The organism is Nocardiopsis lambiniae (genome assembly GCF_031845465.1).
GTDB classification, from domain to species: Bacteria; Actinomycetota; Actinomycetes; order Streptosporangiales; family Streptosporangiaceae; genus Nocardiopsis; species Nocardiopsis lambiniae.
In genome coordinates this window covers 200107-213104 of sequence record NZ_JAVREP010000001.1, presented here as the reverse complement: position 1 = coordinate 213104, position 12998 = coordinate 200107, and the positions used below count along the sequence as shown (strand labels likewise).

Annotated in this window: 16 protein-coding genes and 1 tRNA gene; 10 read left to right on the top strand and 7 right to left on the bottom strand. The window is 66.8% G+C overall.

Translation table 11 applies throughout. The features are described 5' to 3' along the window. Positions 1–20: 20 nt before the first annotated feature. The 3 genes from RM479_RS00940 to RM479_RS00930 form a co-directional block, all read right to left on the bottom strand. The gene (locus RM479_RS00940; protein ID WP_178378580.1) at positions 21–179 is read right to left on the bottom strand and encodes a hypothetical protein; all 159 of its coding nucleotides are present in this window, start codon (positions 177–179) and stop codon (positions 21–23) included. A gap of 135 nt (positions 180–314) precedes the next feature. Further along, on the bottom strand, positions 315–722 hold the full coding sequence (locus RM479_RS00935; RefSeq protein WP_311509758.1) for an ATP-binding protein: 408 nt from the start codon (positions 720–722) through the stop codon (positions 315–317). 5 nt (positions 723–727) lie between these two features. Next, a complete protein-coding gene (locus RM479_RS00930) occupies positions 728–991 on the bottom strand; it encodes a hypothetical protein (RefSeq protein WP_311509757.1) in 264 nt (87 codons plus the stop codon). 225 nt (positions 992–1216) lie between these two features. Between RM479_RS00930 and RM479_RS00925 the strand changes: the two genes are divergently transcribed. The 3 genes from RM479_RS00925 to RM479_RS00915 all read left to right on the top strand — a co-directional run bounded on the left by RM479_RS00925 (position 1217) and on the right by RM479_RS00915 (position 2642). Then, positions 1217–2041, top strand: a complete 825-nt coding sequence (locus RM479_RS00925) for a helix-turn-helix domain-containing protein (protein ID WP_311509756.1) — start codon at positions 1217–1219, stop codon at positions 2039–2041. Then, entirely contained in the window at positions 2038–2208 is a 171-nt protein-coding gene (locus tag RM479_RS00920; protein WP_073380717.1) for a DUF397 domain-containing protein, read from the top strand. The genes RM479_RS00925 and RM479_RS00920 overlap by 4 nt, the downstream gene beginning before the upstream one ends. A gap of 230 nt (positions 2209–2438) precedes the next feature. Further along, positions 2439–2642, top strand: coding sequence for a DUF397 domain-containing protein (locus RM479_RS00915; RefSeq protein ID WP_311509755.1), 204 nt, complete (start codon positions 2439–2441; stop codon positions 2640–2642). Between the two features lie 347 nt (positions 2643–2989). Here RM479_RS00915 and RM479_RS00910 read toward each other — a convergent pair. After that, a tRNA-Ser gene (locus tag RM479_RS00910) sits at positions 2990–3080 on the bottom strand. A 506-nt stretch (positions 3081–3586) separates the two neighbouring features. On the opposite strand from RM479_RS00910, the gene RM479_RS00905 reads away from it, so the two are divergent. The 4 genes from RM479_RS00905 (at position 3587) to RM479_RS00890 (ending at position 8544) form a co-directional block, all read left to right on the top strand. Continuing rightward, the gene (locus tag RM479_RS00905) at positions 3587–4735 is read left to right on the top strand and encodes a sensor histidine kinase (RefSeq protein ID WP_311509754.1); all 1149 of its coding nucleotides are present in this window, start codon (positions 3587–3589) and stop codon (positions 4733–4735) included. Between the two features lie 29 nt (positions 4736–4764). Continuing rightward, positions 4765–5430: a response regulator transcription factor gene (locus RM479_RS00900; RefSeq protein WP_397221283.1), complete on the top strand. Its 666-nt coding sequence runs from the start codon at positions 4765–4767 to the stop codon at positions 5428–5430. Between the two features lie 143 nt (positions 5431–5573). After that, the gene (locus RM479_RS00895) at positions 5574–7217 is read left to right on the top strand and encodes an MDR family MFS transporter (protein WP_311509751.1); all 1644 of its coding nucleotides are present in this window, start codon (positions 5574–5576) and stop codon (positions 7215–7217) included. Positions 7218–7308: 91 nt separating this feature from the next. After that, entirely contained in the window at positions 7309–8544 is a 1236-nt protein-coding gene (locus tag RM479_RS00890; RefSeq protein WP_311509750.1) for an FAD-dependent monooxygenase, read from the top strand. Between the two features lie 115 nt (positions 8545–8659). Here RM479_RS00890 and RM479_RS00885 read toward each other — a convergent pair whose 3' ends face one another. The 3 genes from RM479_RS00885 to RM479_RS00875 all read right to left on the bottom strand — a co-directional run bounded on the left by RM479_RS00885 (position 8660) and on the right by RM479_RS00875 (position 9763). After that, the gene (locus RM479_RS00885; protein WP_311509749.1) at positions 8660–8839 is read right to left on the bottom strand and encodes a hypothetical protein; all 180 of its coding nucleotides are present in this window, start codon (positions 8837–8839) and stop codon (positions 8660–8662) included. A gap of 9 nt (positions 8840–8848) precedes the next feature. After that, positions 8849–9178: a CYTH domain-containing protein gene (locus RM479_RS00880; RefSeq protein ID WP_397221001.1), complete on the bottom strand. Its 330-nt coding sequence runs from the start codon at positions 9176–9178 to the stop codon at positions 8849–8851. Between the two features lie 129 nt (positions 9179–9307). Then, entirely contained in the window at positions 9308–9763 is a 456-nt protein-coding gene (locus RM479_RS00875) for an NUDIX hydrolase (RefSeq protein WP_311509746.1), read from the bottom strand. Between the two features lie 30 nt (positions 9764–9793). On the opposite strand from RM479_RS00875, the gene RM479_RS00870 reads away from it, so the two are divergent. From RM479_RS00870 to RM479_RS00860, 3 genes are all read left to right on the top strand, one after another. Continuing rightward, positions 9794–10573 carry a GntR family transcriptional regulator gene (locus RM479_RS00870; RefSeq protein WP_311509744.1) on the top strand — a complete coding sequence of 260 codons (780 nt, stop codon included), beginning with the start codon at positions 9794–9796 and terminating at the stop codon, positions 10571–10573. Between the two features lie 280 nt (positions 10574–10853). After that, a complete protein-coding gene (locus tag RM479_RS00865) occupies positions 10854–11714 on the top strand; it encodes a hypothetical protein (protein WP_311509743.1) in 861 nt (286 codons plus the stop codon). 89 nt (positions 11715–11803) lie between these two features. After that, positions 11804–12319, top strand: a complete 516-nt coding sequence (locus RM479_RS00860; protein ID WP_311509742.1) for a hypothetical protein — start codon at positions 11804–11806, stop codon at positions 12317–12319. Positions 12320–12998 lie beyond the last annotated feature (679 nt).

Below are 12998 nucleotides of genomic sequence, written 5' to 3'. Positions count from 1 at the left end.
GGGTGCTCCTCAGGGGGTTCCTAGTGGAAGCCGTCGTTGGTGTCGGAGCGGCCGGTGCCGCCGCCGTCGGAGGGCTGGTCGCCGCGCGAGCGCAGGGCGGCGATGTCCTCGACCGCGATGAGCAGGCCGTTGTCGGGGGCCGTCCGCGGGGCGGGGGCCTGGGTGGTGTCCGTTGCCATCGGGTTCACTCCTTGGATGAGGGTTCGGTTCCTGTCGGGTCGGTAGCGCCGGAAGGGGGTGCTCGGGCCATGGCCATGGGTGACGGCTCTCTCATCGCGGGAGGTCTCGTGGACGCCGGTGGCGGTTGCCCCGGCTCACCGTGCGATCTCCGCGTACACCCCGGTCCCGACCGTCAGCACTCCCCACTCCAGGCACAGGGCCTCGACCAGGAGGAGACCGCGACCGTGGGTCGATGAGGCGTTCCGGGGGCGAAGCCTGGGGGCGCGGCCGGGTTTGGGGCCGGCGTCCTTGACCGCGACCCTGATGCGGTCCTCGTGGACATAGAGGCGGAGGGTGACGTTCTCACCGGGCAGGCCGCTGCGGGTGTGGGTGAGGGCGTTCGTGACCAGCTCCGAGGTCACGAGGGGCAGCATGTCGGGGACCGCGATGCCCCAGGTGCGAAGAATGGACTCCACCCAGGTACGGGAGAGCGCGACCGTGGTGAGGGCTTCTCCCGGGAAGGTGCGCCGCGCCTGGTGGAGCGCTTGCCGAACCGGGGCCACCGCGGTCACCACCCTGCCCGCTCTCGGTAGGCGGACTCCGCGGCCGGCGAGAGTTCGAGAGCGGCCACGGCCGGCGCGAAGAGCGCGGTCCGCAAGCCGCAGGCGATCTCCTCCGCGGTGAGTGGCGCCCGGTCGTAGGCGGCCCACTGCCTTTCGGGAACGGCGCGGGTCAGGACGCGCACCACCCATCCGAAATGGTGGAGGCCGATGATGTGGGATAACGTGCGCAGCCCTGGGGGGACTGCGTCCGGGACGGTAGAATCCGGCATGCTCTCACCTCGGGTGTAGGGGGTGAGGGCCGTACCCGGAGCTGGTCGCACAGCTGCCGGGTTCCTTATTGCACCCTCACCGAGAAGCGATTCCGTGGCGCTTTCGTGCCACTCGGTACGCACACCCTCGCTGACCAGCGCTGAAGCGTCCAGAGACGTGCCATTTCTGGAGAGCGAATCGCACAAGCACTACCAGGCTGCTTGCGTTTGTGGTTTCTTGGTGCCATGACTGGAAAACCAAAGATCGTTGATGAAGTCGCCCAGGAAGAGTTTGCCCGCGAATTGATACGTTTGAGAACAGAGGCCGATTTGTCCCAGCGGGAGCTGGGGAGACTCACAGGTACCTCGGGCCAGCAGGTCGGGGCCATCGAACGACTTCAGCGCCGCCCTTCCAAGGAGTTCACCGTCGCCGCTGACAAGGCACTCGGTGCCAACGGTCGGCTACGAAATCTGTGGCCACAAGGTCGGGCAGCACCATCCCGTTGGCTTCAGAAGTACGTTGACATTGAGGCGAAAGCCCTGGTCATCCAGCAGTTTCAAGCTCAGGTCGTTCCAGCGCTCGTGCAATCAGAGCCCTATGCACGAGCAACACTGGAAGCGGCCTATCCTCCAAGCCCGCCAGAGAAACTCCACGACCTGCTGCAATCACGCCTACAACGACAGAAACTGCTGGACCGGAGCACACCTCCGCTGGTCCAGTACGTCATCGATGAAGCGACGCTGCATCGGACCATCGGTGGCCTTGACGTCATGAGGGAACAGTTCCAGCGGATCGTTGATGTCGTGACGAGCAAGCCCTTCGTCACGGTCCAGGTACTGCCCTATGGACGCGGGGCACACTGCGCGTTGGAGGGAAGCTTCACCCTGCTCGGCATGACCCCGAGCGAGTACCTTGTGTACAGCGAAGGCGCTGGACGTGGCACCCTCTACACCGAACCTGATCTAGTTGCAGCTAACACCCTCAGGTTCGGCGCTCTACGGTCGCTTGCACTGACACCGGCCGAAAGCGTGCAGATGATCCAGTCACTGGCGGAAAGGGGAGCAGCATGAGCTCCGTCCCTTGGCACAAGTCCAGCTACAGCGGCAACACGGGCGAGTGCGTGGAAGTCTCGGAGGGCCCGGAGACTCGCGTCCGAGACACCCAGCACAGGGACCTAGGACTCCTCTCCGTGTCGGCTGCAGAGTGGTCGGCGTTGATCAACGCCATCACCAAGTAGGGCCACGACCTAACGAGGGTCGGTCCCGCACCGGGCGCAGTGGTGCAGGACCGATCCGCATCCGAACCGTCTCGGGCCGTCCAGCGCGAGCTTGGGGCTTGAGGCGGCACGCGCGGTCGGACTTCGATCACTTCGTCGGCCCTCGGCCGCGAACGCGAAGACAACCCAGAGCCTCACCGCCGCAGTGCATGATGTCGCCATACCTCCGTGATGAGCAGAAGGGGTTAGCGATGAACAAGTCACCGGTGCCGCCTGGCACGGACTGGCACAGGAGCAGCTACAGCAACGGGGGCACCAACTGTGTCGAGGCGCGCGAGGGCTCGCAGGGAGCCGACGTGCGCGACTCGCAGAACCCCCTCCTGGGTCACCTGAGTTTCGCCTCCCCGGAGTGGGCCGGATTCCTCCAGGGTGTCAAGACCAGCCGCCTGGCCTGACCCACCACGCACTCACCGCTAAGCCCCGGAACCACTGTTTCCGGGGCTCCTCCGCCCTTGCTCCCCTTTCACGCAGTGGCACCTCTGACCTGCGGGGATGGAGTAACGGATTATGCGTCCGCTGGAAGCGGGTGTCGACCAACGGATTTCCGGAGGAGCGGGGTGAAAGCTCCCGAATCATCCGGGTTTGGAAGGCACCGAACAGGGGTGTTGCTCCGGGTTGCTCGGTGAGGTGGGAGACACGGCGAAGACAACGGAGCACGTTCGGAGCAATCGACGGTCGCCGGAGACGAGGAAAACCCAGGCCGGGAACCTCGAAAAGGGCCTCTGACCTGGGGTTTTGTGAGTAGGCCCCCAGGGGCTCGAACCCTGAACCCACGGATTAAAAGTCCGCTCCGGCCACGCCGATACGCCCCACTATGCCCCATTAGCTCCCCTACCGCCCCGCAGCACCGACACCGCACAAGACCACCCGGCACCACCGGGGACCGCCCCGTCCCCCAGCACCGGAGCAACCACCGAGCACCGTGGCCTGAGAATCCGAAAACACGGCTCCACCGAAGCCGGTACATGCCAACCTGTTCGTGTTTGAGCATTGCGGCACCGGTGAAGTGGACCGGATGGGACGCGAGAGACTGGGCTGAGTGTTTGCAGCTTCCCAAGGAGCGGCACCATGACCGGACGAGCACTGCGCGAAGACCGATCGGATAGTGGCAGGACATGCCTCCCATGGAGGTTCGTTGGCGTCAGCGGCGGGTGATGTGCCCACGGGTGCCGACGAAACCGAACTCGGTGCTCGTCTCGAGTGGGCCCAAGCCCTGGCGGAGCAGTACCGCAGTGGCGGTACATGCGGATCCCGCCATCGCGGGACGCGGCCGTGGCGCCGACCGTGAATCCTGAACTATCGATGTCAGGAGGGAGCGTGCGGGGTGAATGGTGGTGACATGTTGGAGCCGTCGCGCCGAGAACGTCGCTGGGCGGGTCATGCGGGCGCCACCTTGCTCGTGCTTCTGGTGGGCCTGGTTCCCGATCAGCCCACGAGTTCGGTGGTGTGGTCGCCTGAGCAGTTCGCCCTGAATCTGCTCGCCGCGGCGATCCTTCTGGCTCGCGACCGCATGCCGTTCGTCGTGTTGCCGCTCCTGACGGTGCTCGCGTGGATCAGCGTGCCGCTGGGCTTGTTCAACCCGGGGGTGGTCACCGCGGCGGCGATCGCGGGCTACGCCGTGACGCTGCAGGTCGATCGGCGCAGGTCCTTGGCCGGGACCGCCGTTCTGGCCGTAGTCATGCTGGGTGCAGCCCTGGCCGCGCACACTGCCGTACCACAGTCGGTGCTGGTCGTCTTGCTCGGTGGCGCCATCGGTGACGCAATCCGTACGCAGCGTGAGCACATGGCCGCCATCACGGATCGCGCGGTGCGCGCCGAGAATACACGCGAAGCAGTGGCCCGGCAGCGAGTCGCAGAGGATCGGCTTGCGATCGCCCGGGATCTGCACGACGTGGTGGCACACCAGATCGCTGTGATCAATCTGCACGCTGGGGTGGCGTCGTCGGCGCTGAGGGACCGGCCCGATGACGCTGAGCGGTCACTCGCGACCATCCGTGAGGCGTCCCGGTCGGTCCTGACCGAGATCGGTGACCTGCTGACCACCTTGCGAGATCCGGCAAGTTCCGACATCGGACCGCCGGGGCTGACGCAACTCGATGACGTCGTGCGCGATTTCGCCACCCACGGCCTGCAAGCCACAGTGAGCTGGGTGGGCGATCCGTACGACCTCCCGGGAAAGGTCGATGTAGCGGCGATGCGGGTCATCCAGGAGGCATTGATCAACGCGAACAAGCACGGAACGGGCCGCCGAGCGAGCCTGGTCATCGAGTACCTGCCGCGGTCGCTGCGGGTGACCGTCGCCAACCCCGCACCGGAGCCGCGTGCCGACGCTGTCGCCACACGGGGGACGGGCACCGGGTACGGCCTGGTCGGCATGGCGGAACGCGTCGAGTCGGTTCGCGGGACGCTCGAGCACGGCCTTCGTCAGGACGGGACCTGGGTGCTCACTGCGCAACTGCCCACATCAACGCCGGAGAACCCCGAATGAACAGGACGACCGCCACGGGAGGCTCCCGTCTGACCAACGTGCTCGTCGTCGATGACCAGACCCTGATCCGCACGGCGATCATCGACCTCGTCGCGCACGGCGACGGGCTGGAAGTAGTGGGCGAGGCCGCCGACGGCGGCCGTGCCGTCGAACTCGCCCGCAGGATGCGGCCAGACGTCGTACTGATGGACATTCGCATGCCCGGCATGGATGGTATCGCCGCGACACGCACCATCTGCGCGGATCCGGATCTACAGGAAGTTCGGGTGCTGATCCTGACGACCTTCGAGGAGGACCGGTACATCGTCGGTGCGCTGCGTGCCGGGGCGAGCGGGTTCATCGGCAAGGGAGCCGAACCGGAACAGATCGTCGGCGCGATCCACGCAGTACACCGGGGAGACGCCTTACTGTCACCCACGGCGACGCGCAGTCTCATTGACCGCTACGTGCGGCAGTCGGCACCCGACCAGCGCGTGCCCGAGGCGCTCGCGCACCTGACCGAGCGTGAGATCGAGGTGCTCACCATGGTCGGCACAGGCCTGTCCAACGACGAGATCGCCGCCGACCTGGTCATCTCGCCGCACACCGCCAAGACGCATGTCAACCGTGTGATGACCAAGTTGCATGCGCACGACCGGGCCCAGCTCGTCATCGCTGCCTACGAGAATGGTCTCGTGCGCCCGCAGGACCGCTGACAACCTTGTGGGTCTCCGCCTTCGGTCCCGAGCGTCCCTGTCGGAGGGCCGAGTGGCCGACCGCTCGGATACCGCGACGGCAGTAGGGAAGATGCTGCGTTAGGGGGACGTCCCACCTCTGGGTCGGCGACGACAGTAGGGACATGACCTCTTCCCGTCCCGTGCCCGCCACTGTGGGCGGTGCACGCCCAACAGCAGTTGCGACGGAGCCGACGGCTCAGCCGACCGGCGGTCGTCGCATCGGCGCAGTGTTCGCCGGCCTGCTCGTCGCGATGCTTTTGGCCTCGCTCGATCAGACCATTTTCTCCACAGCCCTGCCGACGATCGTCGGCGAGCTCAACGGCGTCGACCACATGCTGTGGGTCACGACGGCCTACCTCGTCGCGGCGACCATCACGATGCCGATCTACGGCAAGCTGGGCGACCTGCTGGGCCGCAAGAGCATCTTCATCGGTGCCCTCTCGCTGTTCCTCGTCGGCTCGATCGTCGGCGGCCTGGCCCCAGATATGACGTGGCTCATCACCGGTCGCGCCGTCCAGGGCCTGGGGGGCGGCGGTCTGATGATCCTGTCTCAGGCGATCATCGCCGACGTCGTGCCGGTACGGGAACGCTCGAAATACATGGGCATCATGGGCGCCGTCTTCGGGGTCTCGAGTATCGCCGGCCCACTGCTGGGTGGATGGTTCACCGAGAGCATCGGCTGGCGGTGGGCGTTCTGGATCAACATCCCACTCGCCATCGCTGCGATCGTGTGCGCCGCGATTTTCCTCAAGCTGCCCCGTCACCAAACCCGACCCCGGCTCGACGTATGGGGCATCCTCACGATGGCCGTCGCCGTGACCTCGATCATCCTGGTCACCTCGTGGGGTGGCACCGAGTACGCATGGGACTCGACCACGATCCTCACCCTCGTCCTCGTCGCCGTGCTCGCCACCGCGGCATTCGTCCTGGCCGAGTACCGGGCGTCAGAGCCGATCATCCCGCTCTCGCTGTTCAAAAGCCGCAACTTCGTGCTCGCGACGGTCGCCGGGCTCGTGATCGGCGTCGCGATGTTCGGCGCGCTGGCCTACCTGCCCACCTACCTGCAGATGGTCACCGGCGTGAACGCCACTGAGTCCGGCCTGCTGATGTTGCCGATGGTCGTCGGCCTCATGCTCAGCTCGATCGCGATGGGGCAGTTCGCCTCACGCACCGGCCGGTACAAGTGGATGCCGATCACAGGCATGATCGTCGTGGCCGGCGCGCTCTTCCTCATGTCCACCCTCACCGTCTCCACGCCGTTGCCGGTACTGCTGAGCTACCTCTTCCTACTCGGCCTCGGCATCGGACTGGGCATGCAGATCCTCGTCCTCATCGTCCAGAACTCCTTTCCCGACAGCCAGGTCGGCACTGCGACCGCATCGAACAACTTCTTCCGCGAGATCGGCGCGTCCCTCGGCGGCGCGGTCGTCGGCTCGCTGTTCACCAGCCGACTCACCGACCTGCTGAGCGAACGGATGCCCGATCACGGTGCGACGGGCACGCCCGACACGAACTCGCTCAGCCCGGCCGCGCTCGGCACCCTGCCCGACGCCGTCCAGGACGTGATCGTCGGTGCCTACAACGACGCGCTGACGCCCGTGTTCCTCATGCTCGTTCCTCTGGCCGCGGTCGGCCTGCTCGTCCTGTTGTTCATCAAGGAAGTACCGCTGCGCGCCAGCATCGAACAGGATCCGCTCGGCAGCGACGCCGACCAAGCCACGAAGGCGGCACACGTGGCAGCCGGCGCGGACGGCACGCATGAATAGGGGGCGCCGAGACAGAACTCGTCACGGGCGCCCGAGAGATATCAGGACTCCTGCCCACCACACAACGCAGCCGCGCCTGACCGACAACAGCATGGAGATCTCCAACATGGGAAGCACCGGCACCCCACGCAAGGCCCTGGTCGTGGGGCTGGGTATAGCGGGCATGGCGTCCGCGAAGCGCCTGACTGAGGTGGGGTGGGATGTCACCGTGATCGAGCGCTCCGCAGAGCGTCGTACGGGCGGGTACTTCATCGCACTCTTCGGCTCCGGAAAGGCGTCCGCCGAGCGGACCGGGATACTCGACCGCCTCCCGACCCGTGCCGGCCCCGAAGCCAAGACCTGGCAGGTGGCCCGCAACGGGCAACGCACGCCGGGAATGGGGTTCGCCGACATCCCCGACGCACCACGGGTACTCCTGCGCGGTGACATCGAGGAAGCCCTGTACGCGGTGCTGCCCGACACCGTCGAAGTGCGGTACGGGACCGTGCCGACCGTGATCACCCAGGATCCGGACGGTGTGGACGTCACCCTGCGCTCCACGGCGGACGGCACAGATACCCGTGAGCGGTTCGACCTCGTCATCGGGGCCGACGGCGTTCGGTCCACGGTGCGGCGCCTCGTCTTCGGCCCGGACGCGAACTTCGTGGACCAGACCGGCTTCATGATCGCCGCGACGCTGCTCGACCGGCCGGTCACCGGCTACGAGACGAACGAGGGCGCCGTCCTGGCCGAACCCGGCCGCTCCGCGTGGGTGTTTCCGTTCGACAATCGGCCACCGAGCATCCTGTTCACCTACCGCACCGACGATATCGACTCCGAGTTCACACGTCCTGCGATCGACTCGATCCGTGCCGCCTACGGCCCGGAGACCCCGGGCCCGCTGCTGAGCGAGCTCTTCGACCGGTTCGAAACCGCCGAGGACTACCTGTTCGACTCCGCCCAACAGGTGCGGATGCGGCAATGGCACCATGGCCGTGTCGCCCTCATCGGCGACGCCGCATGGTGCATGACGCTCTACTCCGGCCTTGGAGCCTCCTCTGGCATCGCCGGCGGTGAGCTGCTCGGCACGATGCTCGAACGGCATGACCATGACATCCAGGCTGCCCTCGCCGCGTGGAACGCCCGCCTGCACCCCTATGTCGACTACCAGCACCGACGCATCGATACGAACCGGCAGATCTTCGTTCCGGCGGACAAGCGCGAGCACCTCCGCCGCACCTCGATGATGCGACTTGGCCGTTCCCGGGTGCTGCAACCGGTCCTGGGCCGCCTCCAGGCGGGCAGCGAGGACTTTCGTATGAAAGCCATGGACATTGCCGCTCCGTGAGCCCTGATCCGGCGCTCTGGAAGCCTCGGGTGCCGGGCTTCCAGAGCGGCCTGGCAATCCATGACCTCAGCTTGTCTCGTGCCGGGTTTGGTGGAGCCGAGTATCCGATCTCTCCTCAAGCCGAGCGGTGGGCGATGACTGCGTCGGTGTACTGCTCGGTGGTGAAGGCGTCCTCGCTAATGTTCAGTTCGGCGAGGACGCCGCGTACGGCGGCTGGGCCTTCGGAAAGGTCGGCCTCTTCGACGAGGGTCTCGACCTCGATGAAGGTCCCCTCCAGCTCAGGGACCGTCACCACAGTGGCCAGTCACTCCTGTCCGGTCGCGGTGGTCAGGGGAAAGTTGGTGCAGTGCTTGGTCAGCGCCACCAGGTGCTCATAACCCAGGCCGGTCAGGATGGCGTCCAGGACCTTCGCGGACTCGCCACGGATCTCGCGCTCGGGCTTGGAGCCGGTCTCTTCGTCCACCTCCGGGGCCTTGTAAGTGAACACCACCTGCTCCGAACCGCCGCGCTCCATCATCCGCACCCGCAGCTCCCGCTCCTGCGCGGTGAGCGACCAGCCCGGGAAGTCGCAGTAGATGTCCCGGCACACGGCCTCCTCCCCGGCGTCAGCTCGCGCAGCGCGGCCAGCACCCACTCCGGGGCGGTTACCTGTCCCTTCACCTCGGCCTCGATCACCGGCGACATCTCTTCATGAGCATCGCAGGAGGCGTCGCGCCCCGCGCTGGAAGTCTTCACCGTGCATGGAGTTGCGGACCTCGAAAAGTCATCTGGTCGGGGTCAGGTGATGGCCGTCGTGGCTACGGACGTAGGGAGTGTAAGGGTCCAAAGCGTCGAGGAGACGGACCGCGTAGACCTCGCCCATGCGCTCGGACACCTCCTCGGGGGTGAGCCAGGCAACCTCGGTCGACTCTGGGGAAGGGCGCTCTGTGCCACCGGAGGGTTTGCAGCGGAAGACCAGGGCGACGACACCGCGGGTGGTGTTCTTGTAGACGCCGGTGAGGCGGTCCACCTCGACGTGGATGCCCGTCTCCTCCCAGACCTCCCGGCACACGCCGTCCTCCGGTGTCTCCGCGAGTTCCAGGACCCCGCCCGGGAGTTCCCAACGGCCGTTGTCGGCACGGCGGATCACCAGGAACCGGCCGCTCTCATCGATGACGGCGCCAGCGACGGACACCGAGTGCAGCGGCGTTGACGGCCCATCTCCGGTGCTGTTACTCATGTACAGGAGCATAGGAGGTACGGAAGGACCATGGCGAGCACTGTAGGGGCGCGGTCCGGTAAGCCCCGGTATCTCCAGATCGCGGACGACATCGAAGAGCAGATCACGACCGGAAGGTTGGCCCCGGCATCAGAGATCCCGAGTGAGACGGTACTGGTGGAGCGTTACGGCGTCTCAGCGGGCACGGTTCGTAAGGCCATCGCCCAGTTGCGGACCGTCGGATTGGTGGAGACCTTCCAGGGCAAGGGTTCGTTCGTGAAATCGCGCCCGCCGGTGACCCGTAAGTCCTCCGACCGGTTCCGGCGCTCGCACCGCCGTGCGGGCAAGGCCGCCTACATCGCCGAGACCGAGCAGGCCGGGGTCAAGCCCGCTGTGCAGGTGCTGTCCATCGGTCCAGTGCCCGTTCCTGCCGAGATCGCCGAGCGCCTGGGCGTGGATGAAGGCGACAAGGTCCTGGCCCGCCGACGCCTGTACTTCAGCGACGGCACGCCCACGGAGGAGGCCACGTCGTATCTGCCGTGGGACGTGGCCCGGGACATCCCCGAGCTGTTCGAGGAGAACCCTGGAGGTGGCGGGATCTACGCACGGCTCGAAGAGCACGGCCATGAGTTCACCGAGTACACCGAGACGGTGCGGGCACGGCTGGCCACCAAGCAGGAGGCGAGCGCGCTGGGCCTGAGCCCGGGTTCGCCGGTCTTCCACCTGACGCGCAACGCCGTGACCACCGCCGGGCGTGTGGTGGAGGTGTGCGACACGATCATGGCGGCGGATCAGTTCGTGCTCGACTACCGCATCCCCGCTGTGGACTGAGGGCTTTCCGGGTTCTTCACGCCCAGGGTTGACTCATGTACATAAGTGGGGCAATCTGATCTCATCACTCATATACATGAGTGCATGAGCCAGACACATCTATATGTGATGGCTCTTCGCCCACCCCAGCCCTCTTGGAGCGTGCTCCGTGAACGCTGCCGCCGTCCCGATGCCGAAACTAATTGCCACGAACGAAGACGTTCCCCAACCGACACCGGGGGCAGGCGGCAGGGACGAACCGGTCGCGCGTGCTCCGCGCGGGTCGAGTGAGTTCGGTCCGTTGCTGCCGCCGCCGCGGGCCGATGATCCGGTGGGGCACGGGTACACGGCCTTCCAAGTAGTGCGGTTGGCGGTGTGGGCGGCCAGGGAGTGCCGGTGGGTGGACGCCATGGACCCGGTGCACCGCGCGGAGACCGCGTGGGAGGCCATCACCGAACACCTCCAACTCGCCCCCGAACGGCCGGAGGAGACGGAGCTGATCGCCCTCGGGTGGAAGGCGATGAAAGCCCAGCACTACCAGGACCGCAAGGTCCGCGGCCTGGGCGGCAAGGACAAGGCCCTGCTGACGCGAGCGTTCGTGCGGTACTGGACCAGCGCCTCGGCACCCGCCCACTCCCACGAGGACCACATCGTCGACCGCCTCGCCCTGGCCCAGATCTGGACCGCACTGAAACCCGCCCATCGGGAAGTATTGACCGCCCTGGCCGAACACGAGGACCGACGCAGCGCCGAGCGCTCCCTGAACATGGACCCCGTCGCCTTCACCCGCACGTTGGGGCGAGCCCGCCGCGCCTTCCTCGCCCTGTGGCACGAGGGCGAGACCCCGTCCCTGCTGTGGGGCTATGACCGCACCGGGGCGCGGCACCAGAACGTGATGTACCTGGTCCGGCTGCGCAAGCGCCGAGCATTGCAGCGCAAAGCCGAAGGACATGTGCGCCAGCACGGGCACCGCCCGCCCCGGGACCTGGGAGTGCCCGACACCGAACTGCTGGCACGGCACGAGGCCGGGGAGAGCTATGCGGCGTTGGCCGAGTGCTTCGGTGTCAGCCGCGCGCTGATCGCCTCCCGGGTGGCCAAGACCCGAACCCGGAGGGAGAACCAGACAGCCCATGCGAAGCCACTGACGACATCCCGCAAGTAACGGAAGCCAAGAAAGAAAAAGGTGCCCCGACCGGTGCTGGAACACCGGACCGGGGCGTGATCACCACCTGACACCAGCAGGAGGAAATCATGCGTCACCCTACTACCGGCCGCCACCGTCGGCCCTGCAACAGCATGGCCGGGCGCGTATGGGCCCTGACCGCAGCACTGTTGGCAGCAGCTCTGGCCGTGCTCTTCATCCCCGGCCGAACTGGCCCGGGACTGCGCGCGTTGCCCGCAGCGCCGACTTCTGGCGGTGACCACGGGCGCGGCAGGCGAGAAGGTGACCTGCTCGCCAACTCACCCGGCTTCCCCGAGCAGAACATCTGGGCAACCGGAGCATCCGCCACCTCAAGCCGCTGGGAGCAGGGCTACCGAGACCGATCCGCGCCGTACGCGCCAGGGGACGCGGTGGACGCCGACCCCGACCAGATCGCCGGAGCCCTGGTTCGTCCCTACCTCAGCCTCGCCATGATTCCCCGGCCGCGTCCGGCCGAGCCGAGCGACCACCCGGCCAAGCCCTCGACTCCGGAGCCCGAACCGGTGGAGGACGAGTTCGCCGAGCTGGCCGACCGCATTCGCACTTACCTGGCCATAAGGAACTGAACCGCCCTTTATCGGGCGTGGACCTGTGACTCCGCCTGAGACTCCGCCTGTGACTCTGTCGCACAGAGGGCCTGTGACTCCGCCCGATACTGGACCCATTAGAACGGCCCGCCCTTTTCGGCGCGTCAGTGCAGGTCAAAGCCGGTGCGGGTGGGCCCTTCGCAATCCAGAGACATACCCAAGTGGGCAGTTCCTCTTCACGGAGGGCGGGGCGGGCTCCGGCGGGAAAGCCCCCGCCCCGCCCTCGCGGAACGCCAGCGGCAGCGATTCCGGCCGGGCGACGTACGGCATTCAGCGGGCCTGCACGTCCACCACCCACCGACCAGACGACCAGCGGGTGTTCAGCGGCGCAGTGGGGCGCTGGTGGGTGTGACAGGCCCGAGTGAACGGCGCCGCGGGGCCCGGCGGAGGAGCGCGGGGCGAGGGTGCTCGGGAGGTGGGAGGCACGGGCGAGACAAAAGAGCGAGCTTCGAGCAACCAACCGACGTCGGGAACGAGAAAAACCCAGGACCGAGACCTCGGAAAGGTCCTCTGACCTGGGGTTTTGTGGGTAGGCCCCCAGGGGCTCGAACCCTGAACCCACGGATTAAAAGTCCGCTCCGGCCACGCCGATACGCTCCGCTATGCCCCGGTAGATCCCCCACCGCCCCGCAGCGTCGGCACCACACACGACCACTTC

What these genes read in the sequence shown, in the direction of transcription:
- RM479_RS00940 (WP_178378580.1), bottom strand. Translation starts at nt 179, where the DNA reads ATGGCAACGGACACCACCCAGGCCCCCGCCCCGCGGACGGCCCCCGAC.
- RM479_RS00930 (WP_311509757.1), bottom strand. Translation starts at nt 991, where the DNA reads ATGCCGGATTCTACCGTCCCGGACGCAGTCCCCCCAGGGCTGCGCACG.
- RM479_RS00925 (WP_311509756.1), top strand. Translation starts at nt 1,217, where the DNA reads ATGACTGGAAAACCAAAGATCGTTGATGAAGTCGCCCAGGAAGAGTTT.
- RM479_RS00920 (WP_073380717.1), top strand. Translation starts at nt 2,038, where the DNA reads ATGAGCTCCGTCCCTTGGCACAAGTCCAGCTACAGCGGCAACACGGGC.
- RM479_RS00915 (WP_311509755.1), top strand. Translation starts at nt 2,439, where the DNA reads ATGAACAAGTCACCGGTGCCGCCTGGCACGGACTGGCACAGGAGCAGC.
- RM479_RS00905 (WP_311509754.1), top strand. Translation starts at nt 3,587, where the DNA reads ATGTTGGAGCCGTCGCGCCGAGAACGTCGCTGGGCGGGTCATGCGGGC.
- RM479_RS00895 (WP_311509751.1), top strand. Translation starts at nt 5,574, where the DNA reads ATGACCTCTTCCCGTCCCGTGCCCGCCACTGTGGGCGGTGCACGCCCA.
- RM479_RS00890 (WP_311509750.1), top strand. Translation starts at nt 7,309, where the DNA reads ATGGAGATCTCCAACATGGGAAGCACCGGCACCCCACGCAAGGCCCTG.
- RM479_RS00875 (WP_311509746.1), bottom strand. Translation starts at nt 9,763, where the DNA reads ATGAGTAACAGCACCGGAGATGGGCCGTCAACGCCGCTGCACTCGGTG.
- RM479_RS00870 (WP_311509744.1), top strand. Translation starts at nt 9,794, where the DNA reads ATGGCGAGCACTGTAGGGGCGCGGTCCGGTAAGCCCCGGTATCTCCAG.
- RM479_RS00860 (WP_311509742.1), top strand. Translation starts at nt 11,804, where the DNA reads ATGCGTCACCCTACTACCGGCCGCCACCGTCGGCCCTGCAACAGCATG.